This is a genomic window from Pseudoalteromonas sp. OANN1 (assembly GCF_024124685.1).
In the GTDB taxonomy this organism is placed as follows: domain Bacteria; phylum Pseudomonadota; class Gammaproteobacteria; order Enterobacterales; family Alteromonadaceae; genus Pseudoalteromonas; species Pseudoalteromonas piscicida.
Genome location: NZ_JAMXSE010000009.1, coordinates 146089 through 158799, shown reverse-complemented (window position 1 = coordinate 158799; position 12711 = coordinate 146089). Strand labels below are relative to the sequence as shown.

General features: G+C 41.8%; 9 protein-coding genes and 5 tRNA genes. 8 read left to right on the top strand and 6 right to left on the bottom strand.

From position 1 onward, the window contains the following. Positions 1–43 precede the first annotated feature (43 nt). The 6 genes from NH462_RS10380 (at position 44) to NH462_RS10355 (ending at position 2732) form a co-directional block, all read left to right on the top strand. Positions 44–119: transfer RNA gene (locus tag NH462_RS10380), tRNA-Glu, on the top strand. 160 nt (positions 120–279) lie between these two features. Continuing rightward, positions 280–355, top strand: a tRNA-Glu gene (locus tag NH462_RS10375). 69 nt (positions 356–424) lie between these two features. Further along, positions 425–500, top strand: a tRNA-Glu gene (locus NH462_RS10370). 101 nt (positions 501–601) lie between these two features. Beyond that, positions 602–677: transfer RNA gene (locus NH462_RS10365), tRNA-Glu, on the top strand. A 160-nt stretch (positions 678–837) separates the two neighbouring features. After that, positions 838–913 (top strand) — tRNA-Glu (locus tag NH462_RS10360). 229 nt (positions 914–1142) lie between these two features. Further along, positions 1143–2732, top strand: a complete 1590-nt coding sequence (locus tag NH462_RS10355; RefSeq protein ID WP_253105626.1) for a PAS domain-containing methyl-accepting chemotaxis protein — start codon at positions 1143–1145, stop codon at positions 2730–2732. Positions 2733–2927: 195 nt separating this feature from the next. On the opposite strand, the gene folE2 is transcribed toward NH462_RS10355, so the two are convergent. Continuing rightward, positions 2928–3848: a GTP cyclohydrolase FolE2 gene (gene folE2, locus NH462_RS10350; RefSeq protein WP_010379414.1), complete on the bottom strand. Its 921-nt coding sequence runs from the start codon at positions 3846–3848 to the stop codon at positions 2928–2930. A gap of 321 nt (positions 3849–4169) precedes the next feature. On the opposite strand from folE2, the gene arcB reads away from it, so the two are divergent. Continuing rightward, the gene (gene arcB, locus NH462_RS10345; RefSeq protein WP_253105625.1) at positions 4170–6488 is read left to right on the top strand and encodes an aerobic respiration two-component sensor histidine kinase ArcB; all 2319 of its coding nucleotides are present in this window, start codon (positions 4170–4172) and stop codon (positions 6486–6488) included. A gap of 9 nt (positions 6489–6497) precedes the next feature. Here the strand turns inward: arcB and arcA are convergent, their stop codons facing one another. The 5 genes from arcA to trmB all read right to left on the bottom strand — a co-directional run bounded on the left by arcA (position 6498) and on the right by trmB (position 11464). Beyond that, positions 6498–7217 (bottom strand): two-component system response regulator ArcA, encoded by a 720-nt coding sequence (gene arcA / locus NH462_RS10340; RefSeq protein WP_010379411.1) that lies wholly within the window; start codon positions 7215–7217, stop codon positions 6498–6500. A 107-nt stretch (positions 7218–7324) separates the two neighbouring features. Beyond that, a complete protein-coding gene (locus tag NH462_RS10335; RefSeq protein ID WP_010379409.1) occupies positions 7325–7846 on the bottom strand; it encodes a YfiR family protein in 522 nt (173 codons plus the stop codon). Next, positions 7843–9465, bottom strand: a complete 1623-nt coding sequence (locus NH462_RS10330) for a HAMP domain-containing sensor histidine kinase (protein WP_253105624.1) — start codon at positions 9463–9465, stop codon at positions 7843–7845. The genes NH462_RS10335 and NH462_RS10330 overlap by 4 nt, the downstream gene beginning before the upstream one ends. Before the next feature lie 164 nt (positions 9466–9629). Further along, positions 9630–10658 carry a methyltransferase gene (locus NH462_RS10325; protein ID WP_253105623.1) on the bottom strand — a complete coding sequence of 343 codons (1029 nt, stop codon included), beginning with the start codon at positions 10656–10658 and terminating at the stop codon, positions 9630–9632. A gap of 80 nt (positions 10659–10738) precedes the next feature. Continuing rightward, entirely contained in the window at positions 10739–11464 is a 726-nt protein-coding gene (gene trmB / locus NH462_RS10320; RefSeq protein WP_017216543.1) for a tRNA (guanosine(46)-N7)-methyltransferase TrmB, read from the bottom strand. 144 nt (positions 11465–11608) lie between these two features. On the opposite strand from trmB, the gene mutY reads away from it, so the two are divergent. Beyond that, on the top strand, positions 11609–12670 hold the full coding sequence (gene mutY / locus NH462_RS10315; RefSeq protein WP_253105622.1) for an A/G-specific adenine glycosylase: 1062 nt from the start codon (positions 11609–11611) through the stop codon (positions 12668–12670). The last annotated feature ends 41 nt before the right edge of the window (positions 12671–12711 follow it).

Below are 12711 nucleotides of genomic sequence, written 5' to 3'. Positions count from 1 at the left end.
AACACAGAAATAGCAAATCGGTGATTTGCAAAACAATTTCTGCGTCCCCTTCGTCTAGAGGCCTAGGACACCGCCCTTTCACGGCGGTAACAGGGGTTCGAATCCCCTAGGGGACGCCACTTACTTTGGTAAGTAACTCGGTTAGCAAGAGAATAAACAGCTAAATAAAGTCCTAGTGACACAGAAAACTTTCTGTTTTTGATAAGGCCATTCGCATCGCAGGTTCGGTCTCATCTAACGCAGAAATTGCAAATCAGTGATTTGCAAAACAATTTCTGCGTCCCCTTCGTCTAGAGGCCTAGGACACCGCCCTTTCACGGCGGTAACAGGGGTTCGAATCCCCTAGGGGACGCCACTTACTTTGGTAAGTAACTCGGTTAGCAAGAGAATAAACAGCTAAGTAAAGTCCTAGTGACACATCTGTGTCCCCTTCGTCTAGAGGCCTAGGACACCGCCCTTTCACGGCGGTAACAGGGGTTCGAATCCCCTAGGGGACGCCACTTACTTTGGTAAGTAACTCGGTTAGCAAGAGAATAAACAGCTAAATAAAGTCCTAGTGACACAGAAATAGCAAATCAGTGATTTGCAAAACAATTTCTGCGTCCCCTTCGTCTAGAGGCCTAGGACACCGCCCTTTCACGGCGGTAACAGGGGTTCGAATCCCCTAGGGGACGCCACTTACTTTGGTAGGTAACTCGGTTAGCAAGAGAATAAACAGCTAAATAAAGTCCTAGTGACACAGAAAACTTTCTGTTTTTGATAGGCCCATTCGCCTCGCAGGCTCGGTCTCATCTAACACAGAAATAGCAAATCGGTGATTTGCAAAACAATTTCTGCGTCCCCTTCGTCTAGAGGCCTAGGACACCGCCCTTTCACGGCGGTAACAGGGGTTCGAATCCCCTAGGGGACGCCACTTACTTTTCATTTATATTCTATATCTCATCATACCAATTTCTATATTCTTCTTTTCTTAGTTGTTTAAGTTCAGAACTCTGCTAGCTTTTATATTAACTTTCTACTTTTCGTTAAGTATTCAAATAATACTTCACTATGATCTCAATCAGCCTTTCGGTGAAATTTCTTACGATTTTTAAGAAAGTAATAATTTATTATCTATTGCCCTTTTTAATCGAGAGCGAGCTATGACAAAAGGTAGAGCTGATTACACAGGAAAAGAGAATGATTATCCAAGTTCTTACAATCTACTTTCAACGACAAATGTAAAAGGTCAGATAAAGTATGCAAATTCACAGTTTTGTGAAGTTGCAGGGTTTTCACTTAGTGAGTTAGAAGGGAAGCCCCATAATATCGTTCGGCATCCAACAATGCCTAAAGCCGCTTTCAAGAACCTATGGGATTATATCGAAGCGGGCAAACCTTGGATGGGAATGGTTAAAAACCGCTGCAAGAATGGCGATCACTATTGGGTGAATGCTTTTGTCACTCCTATTAAAGGTGCATCCGGTAAGACTGTCGAATATCAATCAGTGAGGACAAAGCCGAGCCGGGAGGTTGTTAACCGTGCAGAGGAAATCTACACTGATTTAAATAACGGTGTGTCACCAAGTAAATTTACTCGTGCCTCTTGGTCTTTGTCAGCTCAAATGATGGCAATAATCATTGTTTTCTATGCCTTGACCATGTTGATCTCAACTTTATCATCACCTTGGAATTACTTCGCTGAAACTCTGCTTACTCTCGCTGTTTTATTTATTACTTATTCTCGCCTTGCTCCAGTGCGATCGCTCAGCGAAAAAGCAAAAAAGGTCTACGATAACCCTTTGATGCAAAAGGTGTATCTTAATAAGGTTAATGATGTTGCATCTATAGAGCTTGCCTTACTTGCTAGAGAATCCGAGCTTCGGGCTGTGCTTGGACGTGTTAAAGATGCGAGTGCCACCGTTTCAGAGTACGCAACCAAAACGATGCAAGAATGCAAAACGAGTTCTGATATTTTAAATCGACAGCAAGCGCAAACCGGCTCCTTAGCAACAGCAATTAATCAGATGTCGGTATCGATTGGTGAAATAGCCTCTAATACTAACAATGCAGCGCAGCAATCCGAAGCAGCCCTTGAATCCGTTGTGAAAGGCAACAAAGCCGTCGATGACAATATGGAGAATAATTATGCTTTATCGGAAGAGTTATCTCGCACCCAAAAAGATATAGAAGATCTTAATGCGCAAACAGTTAACATCGAAGGAGTTGTCGACGTGATCCGAGGGATCTCCGAGCAAACTAACCTACTTGCTTTAAATGCTGCTATAGAGGCTGCACGGGCCGGTGAGCAGGGAAGAGGATTTGCGGTTGTTGCTGATGAGGTGAGAGCGCTTGCGCAAAGGACGCAAGATTCGACAGCCGAGATTAATGGTATTATTGCCGACCTGAGGCAACGAGCTGAAAGGGCGGTTACTGCCATTCAAAGTGGAGTAGAGCGCTCCTCTGAATGTGTAGTAAAGGCAGAGGGAACGAAAGTGAGCCTTGAAACGATCAACACAATAGTAAATGAAATATCAGGTTTGAACTATCAAATTGCGACATCGACAGAAGAGATGTCGAGTGTTTCTAATGAGCTTAACGCAAATGCTGTGACAATTTCAGGTCTTGCGGATGAGTCTATGGAAAGTGCGCGTAAAACGCATGAAACGATGAAAAATACAGAGCAGGCTTTAGAAAATCAAGAGGTGCTTGTCGAGCAGTTTATTCGAAAATTAAACAGTGCCCACCGTTGAGTAGATAACTTAAAGTAATACAGTACTTAGCTTGTTGTGTATGGGGGGAGAGTAATCAGAGCTATCTAGCTCTGATTAATAATAGTAGTAAACGGAGCGGACCTAATACCAATTGCATTTATTCTTCAGCCAATTTGAAGGGTGAGATGCCATATTAGTGCCGTTAAAAATAGCTCTTTTAATTAATTGGTATAATTAAACGCTGTAGCCGTCTTCAACCCCTTTCACAGCATAGGCTACTGCGTCATGAGCATGAAGAGATTCGTAATGGTTTATCTTCACATAGAAATCCAAATAAGTTTGCTGGTTTAGCAATGCTTTCAACTTCCTAGCTGCATCTTCACAAAACATTAGGTTTTGGCCATTTAGGCGCGCAAACTCTTGCTCATCTTCTCGTTTTACGGCGGCTTGAACGGGAGTTTTCAACTCGTTTTCAACCAACTCGATCAGATCTAAAATTTCAAACTCAGCACTATTATCTGTAAGCTTAACTTTTACATTTGCAATCGAGCGCTGAGAATGGGGTGTTGCAACGATCCCTTCTGTGCTACCTAGCCAGTTATGCACACTATGGAAATCTAATTGTTTACCATCGAAAGCTTGTTGGAAAGCGTTTTGGATCAGTTGACGAGACAGTGCTGCCGAACAGGGGCAAGTCGATGAGTAAGCAACGTCAAGCGCCAGTTCTAGCTTGTAAATACCGTTTATCAGCGTCGCATCAAGGGTAATTGGGTATGATTTCCATCCCATTTTTTTACTTAAAAGCGAAGGGCGTCTGATAGGCAATTCAAACTGCAGGGTTACTTTTGCACCTGTACTTAAGTCGCTATGCGTACTTAAAAAGTTATCTAACAACTGCTTTAGAGTTTTTGGTGTAAGTACTTGCTCACAAGAAAGCGTGTCAAGAGCAAGAAAGAGGCGTGACATGTGAATGCCTTTTGCGTCTTCTTTTTGCAAATTAACAAAAGCATCGGCTTTGGCTGTAACAGTAACTTGATTTAGGCCTTTGCTTTCTAATACTAAAGGCAACTCTATGTTACCCATGCCTACCCAGTCTAAAGTTCCTGTTTGTAACGCACTAGCACTGTGTGCAATGTCTGGCATGTTATTTTGCATCGACGCTCTCTTTTCTCACGACTTAAAAAACGGGCATATTACACGAAATCAGATTAAGTTGGGATGGGGAGCTTAAATCTATCCGCACTAAATTAGATGATTTGTGCATTTAGTGATACAGAGTCTCATTTCCGTTATCTATCGTTCTGCTTAGTGTGTATGAAAATGAGTGAATGATCTGACCTCGCAATTTCTATACTCGCTTATTACTAGGGCTTTTGTATAATATTTACTTTGAGGGCTTGAAAAGCAATTCAGTCAGGCTCAAGCGGTAGAATATAAACTTGCCTGACAAGTGTTTAACAATGGTGAAGTAATAATATGACAGAAAATTCGTTTGGCTCATGGGCTCGAATTTTATCAAACTTGGTAGAAAGATACGGTAACAAGCGGGCGTTTGCCATCGCTTATGCTTTTACGCTCTTCGTTGCAGTTATTCTATCTTGCATGTTTTACTATGTTGCATTAGGTGTAGTTGAAATTGTCGATATATCGGCACTCTTTTTCTTAACCGCTGTCATTGCGCCCGCTCTTATCATGATGTCCGTCGCGGCAATGCGGGAGGTACATTCATCCAAGGCCTACTTGGAGTCGGCAACACAACAAGAAAAGATGCTGAACCAAACGCTGAAGGACAATATTAATCGTTTAAATAGTGAGATTGACGAGCGTAAAATTGCTCTGCATGCTAAACACCGCGCGATAGATGAATTAAGAAAAGAAATTGCAGAACGTAAAAAGACCCAACAAGAACTTGCACAGCAGGGTATGTTACTGCGAAGCATTGTTGATTCATCTCCTGATCTGTTCTATTACCGCGATGAAAACGGTGTATTCGCAGGCTGTAACAAGATGTTCGAATTAGTGATGGGCAAAAGCAGTGAAGAACTAATTGGTAAATCAGTCGAACAAATATATTCAGAGCAATATCTTCCAAAAGTACTTGAAACAGATAGCCAGGTATCAGAAACACAGCAACCATTAACACTTGACGTAGAGTATCCTGTTGAAGGCGAACCTCGTTGGTTTGAAATGCGCAAGCTGCCATTTATCAATGATAAAGGCGAGTATATAGGCTTGTTGGCCTTTGGTCGTGATATTACTAGTCGTAAAGAAGCCGAGCAGGCGTTAGAAACTGCGTATAAGGATAAAGGTAAGTTTATTGCTACGCTAAGTCATGAATTAAGAACTCCGCTCAATGGTATTGTTGGTCTGACGCGCATGATGTTAGACACCGATCTGACTGCGCAACAAAAAAGCTGGTGTAATACCGTGTTTTCAAGCGCGGAGACGCTTGGCAATATTTTTAACGACATCATTGATTTAGATAAAATTGATAGGGAGCAGCTAGATATAGCAACGGACAGTATCAATGTCTCTGATTTTATAAATGATGTGGTCAACTTTGCAGGTCTAATTGCCGATCAAAAGGGTTTAGAATTTACTATCAATCGTTCTGGAATCTTAGACGTTTATGCGTTACTCGATCCGACACGTCTACGTCAGGTACTCTGGAATCTAATTAATAATGCAGTGAAGTTTACCCACAAGGGTAATGTGACGCTGGAATGCCGCCGTGAGAATCGAGATGATGGGCCTTGGCTGACAATTAGTGTTATAGATACAGGTATGGGAATATCCGAAGATCAGCTTGAGCGGATCTTTGAGATGTATTACAAGGCTCCGGATGCATCGGGCAGCAATGCGATTGGCTCGGGCATTGGCCTTGCGGTTACTAAAGCTTTAGTTCAGGCTATGAAAGGAACGATAGCGGTTACTAGCCAAGAAGGTAAGGGGAGTCGTTTTGATGTTGAGATCCCGTTACAGCTATGTAATGCACCGAAAGAACAAAGTTACGCTGGTAGAAGCTTGTACATTTTACTTGTTGAAGATGTGCCGTTAAACGCTGAAATTGCAACAAATCTATTAGAACAGCGGGGGCATGAAGTTATCTGGGCTGAAACTGGCGAGGACGCTCTTTCGTTTGTTGAAACTGAAGATGACCTAGATCTCATTCTTCTGGATATGCAGCTACCAGATATCAATGGTGATGTTGTTGCGCGTCAAATAAGAGAAGACAGCCACTTTGATCACTTACCAATAGTTGCCTTAACCGCAAACGTCAGAAGCGCCGAGCAAGAGCTTGAGGGGATTAATGTTCAGGGAGCTTTGGCCAAACCAATAAATACTACTAAGCTCGACAAAATGCTCGCTGAGTTATTTGGAATTGAGGCACAGAAAAACAAACAAAGTATCGATATTCGAGAAGCGTTATCACAACCTGAGTACTCCGATTTAGATATAGAGACCATTTGCGACTTTGTTGAGTCTATGGGGGCTGCTGCATTCCAAAGAAGCTGTGACCTATTTACTAAGCTCAGTCCTAAGTACTGTCAAGAGCTCAGAGAGGCTGTTGCACAAAATGATATCGAGGAATATGGTGCGGTTGCACATAAAGTTAAAGGTGCTGCTGGTTCGGTAGGGTTGCAACTTGCACAATTACAAGCAAAGAAAATGGAATTAGAATCAGAAGGGAAAGAGGAAGAGACGCTATTGAATTGGGTTTCTGAGTTAGAGGCAAAAATAGAAGAAGGGCAAGAAGCCCTTCATCCATTAATTGCAAAACTCGCTGAAGATTAGTAAAAACGATTATTGAGCGTCGAGTTTACCAATGAAACGGTAACCTTCACCGTGAATTGTACTAATTAATTCAGGCGTATTGTTATCAGTTTCGAAATGCTTACGAATACGACGAATAGTAACGTCAACAGTACGGTCATTTGCACGAAGTTCACGACCAGTCATGTGCTTGATAAGCTGCTCACGGCTAAAGATGCGGCCAGGCGAATCTAGCATTAGACGAAGTGCACGATATTCACCTTTTGGTAGACGCTTCGAGTCACCTGTTGGAGATGTTAAACAGCGACTGTTTTCATCTAACTCCCAACCATTAAAAGTAATAACGCCGTTGCTATCAATTGTTGACTCTTCTGCAGACGTGCCAGTACGAGAGATTAGGTTGCGAGCACGAATTGTTAGTTCACGCGGGTTAAATGGTTTTGTGATGTAATCATCAGCACCAATCTCAAGACCAAGAATGCGGTCAACATCATTGTCACGACCTGTTAGGAAAATAAGGCCGATGTTTTTCTTCTGGCGTAATTCACGCGCCAAAATTAAACCATTTTTACCAGGAAGGTTGATATCCATGATTACAAGGTTTACATCATCATTTGATGTCAACTTGTCATGCATGTCATCGCCATCAATGGCTTCGATTACTTTGTAACCTTCCGCTTCAAATAAACTAACGAGGTTCAGTCGAGTTACGTCTTCATCCTCTACAATTAGAATGACTGGCGTTTGCATTATTAATTAACCTTTTCGGAATATATAATTTACAATGTGTCCGGACTTATATAATAAATCCGAATATTTACGATTATAGGAGCTTATCCAATTGTTAACAAGTAAAATCAGTTGGGATGAAACTTGGATACGGCAAGCAGCCTTGAGCGCACGATGAAGTACTGTTTTTCTAGTGCTTGCTTATTTATATACAGTCGAATTTTGCTCCCTTCTTGGACCAAAGAAGCAATCCCGCCTCTTTCTAAAAACTCAATACTTTCGCCCACGGTCAACATGTTTGACTCTATTGTATCGGTCCAAGCGGACAGTATATCATTTTCGCTAGTTTCATCAATGTATGTGATATCGCAAGCGCTGGAAAGTTCCCTATAACTCCAGGTTTTTTTTGCTTCTACGAGCTCAATGGGTTTGCCTCGCACATTTAGCTTTGTTGCACTTTTTAGTTCAGCAGCAGGCCCTGATTCAAGTGAATAGAAGCAAAATTGAATACTGGTTTTTGTGTTTTCGTCGGGAAACTCGACGAATTTTGCCATCTGATAGAGAAAAGCAGAGCGAACCTGATCTGGTGATTTTGCAGTTGTATTTAAGGAGACAAATAAAAGCAAAATAACTAGATTAATCAACCTCATTTTAGATTACCCGACAGAGGAAGAGTTATAATAAATTTAGCACCTTGGCTAAATTCTTCATCTAAAGTGATCGAGCCTCCAAGTGCTTGGGTTACCAAGTTATAAACCAAATGCATACCTAGGCCGCTTCCACCCTCACCTCTACGAGTTGTGACAAACGGATCGAAGATGCGCTTTTTAATTGCTTTGGGTACACCCATTCCGTTGTCTGCATACTCAATAGCAAGTTGCCCCATTGATGGTTTCACAGTAATTGCAATGCTATTGCTTTGTTGATCTTTAAAGCCATGGAGTAAGGAGTTGGATATAAGCTGCTCTAACACTTGTTGTAATGGCCCCGCTTTACTTTCGATTGCAAGTCCAGAGTCACAGTCAATAGTCACTTCAGGTTGTTTTGTGGAGAGTTCAGCTCGCATAGATGCTACGACTTCAGTAAGCAGGTTTGACAAATCTATTTGTGAGTTCACTTCTAGATCCTGACTTACCGCCAAGCGCTTAAAGCTAGAAACCAGCTCAGCCGCTCGGTTTAGGTTGCGGTAGATGAGATCAAGATTTTCAATTCCATCGTTAACAAAGCGCTCTAACTGCTTGGAGGTCAGAGACTTTGTTTGAAACGCTTCGCGAATATCGGATAATTTGTCTCTTAACAACGTAGAGCCTGTGATACCCAAACCGATAGGGGTATTTACCTCGTGGGCAACACCTGCCACCATTTGCCCCAGCGAAGCCATTTTTTCGTTCTCGATGATTTGGTTTTGGTATTGATGCATTCGCTCTAAAGCGTTCAGTAGCTCTTGGTTAGCCTCTCTCAACGCAATTGTGCGTTGATTCACTTTTTCTTCCAAGCTCTGGTTGAGCTGTTTTATTTCTTGTTTATCCGCTTTATGACGCTCAAGTTGATTTTCGGTGCGAGCTAACATGATATTTAAGTTATTTGCTAGCACGTTTAGTTCAGCAATATTGCTTCCTGGCGCTCTAGCACTGTAATTATGATTTTTTGAAACGTCCTGCAATAGTGCTGAGAGTCCTTCAATTGGCGTCGCTATACGCTTTTGGATCCCCCTTGAAACTAGCAATACGAGGAGTAGTACGAATAAGGTGAGCGCGATATCTACCAAGATTTTTTTATTTATATAGTTTGAGAGCCTTTCTAAACCGCCGCGGACATAAACATAACCTTCAATATTCCCCTCATAAATTACAGGTTTAATCAATTCAATGTAGTCTTCTGAGACCTTGGGAGTTTTTAACTCTTCAATTTGATTAACCTTTAGCGGTACTGGTGGTGTTCGACTGGCGTTGTAACTGGTAAAAAATACAGGGCTGTTGGTTACGTCATCCATGGCATAGATATGGATGTTTTTGATGATATCCACTTGTTGAAAAGACTTTAGACGTGCATCTTCTGTTTTTCGATCATCGAATAAAATAGTGATCTGAGAATTGAACGCAACGATGTCGGCTATCATCTCTATTTTGTTGATGATCAGTTGCTTTTGCTCTTTTACATCAAGGTAAGTGGAAATAGATATGGATAAAGAGAGGCACAGCGCGGTTACAAGCATCACTGCGCTGATCAATACTTTTCTTATGCTTGTTTTGGTTAATTGCTTACTCATTCTTATTCCAGCTGTATGATCAGCCTTAGCTGCGGCTACAGAGCTTTTGAGATCCAATAACTCATTATAATAAAGTAGAGCAAATCTTTGAAAATGAAAAGATAAAAGGTGGGTTTGAGTTAAGGTTTACTTGATATAAGCAAGTAAACCTTAAGGTTAGTAAACTACTGCGCTTTATAGATGGCGAATTTAGTGTTTTTAGTGACAACTTCAAACTGTTCAAACTGAGCTTCTAAAATAGGTGGGTATTTTAAGAAGCTATTTGCTACTAACTGAATATTAGACTTGGTATCCATATGACGCTTAATGTTATGTAGAAATTGCTCAGCGATGTCATAGTCTGTTGAAAGGCCTGTATGAAATGGTGGATTGCTTAAAATAAGGTTAAATTTACCATTCAATTCACTTAAACCATCACTAAGCAACAAAGTTGCACTAAGGTTGTTTAAAGCTAAAGTCTGCTGTGTGGCAAACAGCGCAAGCGCATTGACATCTAAACAGGTGAATTTAAGTGTTGGGCTGTTCAATAAGGCGTAGCAGGCAATAAGCCCAGCACCGCAGCCAAAATCTAACACTTTACCTTTATAGGGAAGGGTGACATTTTCTAGTAATAGTCGAGTACCAGCATCGAGCTTCCCATGATTAAATACACCAGGCAAACTTGCTGCAGTAAACTCGGTCTTGGCGATACGCACTGAAAATGTCTGTACATAATGGCTTACGTCAAAACTTGGGTTGGCAGTAAGCTGATCAAACTCATACAAAATGCAGTGTTTTGCGCTTTCTAATTTATAACAGTGTGCAGCGTGTTCTTTAAGTTGCTTTTCTGCACTTTTCACCCCACTTTTGTTTTCGCCAACAACGAGTAACCTAGTTTCAGCCGTGCTCAAGTGACGAATATTGTCAAACACCATTTGCGCTTCAGGTTTTGACTTAGGGTAATAATAAATAACTAAATCAATATCTTGCAATTGCGGTAGTTGATGATCTACATAGTTCTTAACATCGGCGATTTTATCGGCGTGAAGGTGGTTTGCAAAATCGAAACTAAACGCATGAATTGCCGAACTTGGATTGAGCGCTTTTAATTCACGTAGGAAGCCATCGCGCTGATGGTTAATAACCAGAATATTGTTGGCAATAAGCTCTTCTTCATTACGAAGTAGTAATAAACTCGGGTTGGTAAACTGCAACGCTAGCTCCTAGTGAATGTACTCAAATAGATGGGCAATGAAGCAGCCTGATGAGCCGCTCCATTATAAAGAGGGGTTGTTTAGCTAATACGCTCGAACATTAAGTCCCAAACGCCATGTCCTAAACGATGGCCTCGTTGCTCAAACTTAGTAAGCGGTCTAAAGTCTGGGCGAGGAACATAGTCATTGCTTTGCGACTGGTTTTTATAACCAGGTGCTGCACTCATCACTTCAAGCATATGTTCGGCATAGTTTTCCCAGTCAGTTGCCATATGGAACACACCACCGACTTTAAGCTTTTGGCGTATTTTTTCAGCAAATTCAAGTTGTACAATGCGGCGTTTGTGGTGACGCTTTTTATGCCATGGATCTGGGAAGAATAGCTGTAATTTAGCAAGGCTGCCATCAGCGATACAATCCGCTAAGATTTCAACTGCATCATGTTCAAAAACACGTAAGTTAGTGATGCCTTGCTCATCTGCATCCATCAAACAAGCACCTACACCTGGACGGTGTACTTCTATGCCAATAAAGTTTTGTTGTGGGTTATTTTTTGCCATCTCAACGAGAGATTTACCCATACCAAATCCAATCTCAAGAACGACTTCATTGCTGTTACCAAAAACTTCAGTAAAGTCTAGCAAACCTTGTTGGTGTTCCAGTCCCATTGTTGGCCAGCATTTTTCTAGCGATGCTGCTTGGCCTTTTGTAAGACGTCCTTCACGCTTAACAAAGCTACGCACTTTTCTGATGTACTTGCCTTCTTCCTGCGCCTGTTCGAGCGCACTTTTGCTTGATTCGTTCATGGTCATTTCTATGCTCGTGAAAATGGTCGCACATTATCGTCATTCAGTTGGCAATAAACAAGTATAGAGTGAAATTTTACGTGGTGACTATTAAAGCAATTGTGATTACACTGGCGGCTTTTGTAGCAAGTACTAGTCAAGTTTATGAAAGTTAGCCAGCAACAAGCTAAGTGGTTTGGTGAGCAAGTTGTGTCTTGGTATCACCTTCATGGTAGAAAAACACTGCCGTGGCAACTCGGAAAAACACCGTATAAAGTATGGATTTCTGAGGTGATGTTACAGCAGACTCAAGTCACTACAGTTATTCCTTATTTTGAGCGCTTTATGGCGCGCTTCCCAACGGTAATTGCGTTGGCCGATGCACCGGAAGATGAAGTGTTACACCATTGGACTGGGCTTGGTTATTACGCCAGAGCAAGAAATCTTCATAAAGCTGCAAAGGTGATCAGAGATAGCTATAAGGGTGAATTCCCACAAACATTAGAAGCGGTGATGGACTTACCGGGCATTGGTCGCTCTACCGCAGGTGCGATACTCTCTCTTGCGCTTGGTCAGCATCATCCAATACTCGATGGTAATGTTAAGCGAGTACTGGCTAGGTTTTATATGGTTGAGGGCTGGTACGGAGTAAAGAAGGTCGAAAATCAGTTATGGTCTTTGAGTGATGCCGTCACGCCAAGCGGTGATGTAAGAGCGTTTAATCAGGCTATGATGGATTTAGGTTCAGGCGTATGTACCAGAAGTAAGCCCAACTGTGATGTTTGCCCACTTGTTGAGGAATGTTCAGCGTTCAAAAATAATCGGGTTAAAGAGTTTCCGAACCCTAAACCCAAAAAAGAGAAACCAAAAAAGCGTACTCACCACTTAATTATTAAATGTGATGGTAAAGTGCTGATGGAGAAGCGCCCTTCGAGTGGAATATGGGGGGGGTTATTCGGCTTTTTTGAGTTTGCAGAGCAAGATGAGTTAGACGCGTTTATTAAACAGCAAGAACTTAAACTTGAATGTACAAATACACTGGAGCCCTTTGTGCATATTTTTACGCATTTTGAGTTAACTATTACCCCCGTGCTTGTAGAAGTAAAAAGCATGCCAGATTGTGTGCATGATCAGCAATTGCTGTGGTTCGATACTCATAATCCACCAGAGGTTGGGCTTGCGGCGCCGACTAAAAAGTTGGTTAAAGTATTAACCACAATAGGGTAAACTGACGCTATCACTGGTGCTGACTCTCATTGAGTGCACGA

What these genes read in the sequence shown, in the direction of transcription:
- NH462_RS10355 (WP_253105626.1), top strand. Translation starts at nt 1,143, where the DNA reads ATGACAAAAGGTAGAGCTGATTACACAGGAAAAGAGAATGATTATCCA.
- folE2 (WP_010379414.1), bottom strand. Translation starts at nt 3,848, where the DNA reads ATGCAAAATAACATGCCAGACATTGCACACAGTGCTAGTGCGTTACAA.
- arcB (WP_253105625.1), top strand. Translation starts at nt 4,170, where the DNA reads ATGACAGAAAATTCGTTTGGCTCATGGGCTCGAATTTTATCAAACTTG.
- arcA (WP_010379411.1), bottom strand. Translation starts at nt 7,217, where the DNA reads ATGCAAACGCCAGTCATTCTAATTGTAGAGGATGAAGACGTAACTCGA.
- NH462_RS10335 (WP_010379409.1), bottom strand. Translation starts at nt 7,846, where the DNA reads ATGAGGTTGATTAATCTAGTTATTTTGCTTTTATTTGTCTCCTTAAAT.
- NH462_RS10330 (WP_253105624.1), bottom strand. Translation starts at nt 9,465, where the DNA reads ATGAGTAAGCAATTAACCAAAACAAGCATAAGAAAAGTATTGATCAGC.
- trmB (WP_017216543.1), bottom strand. Translation starts at nt 11,464, where the DNA reads ATGAACGAATCAAGCAAAAGTGCGCTCGAACAGGCGCAGGAAGAAGGC.
- mutY (WP_253105622.1), top strand. Translation starts at nt 11,609, where the DNA reads ATGAAAGTTAGCCAGCAACAAGCTAAGTGGTTTGGTGAGCAAGTTGTG.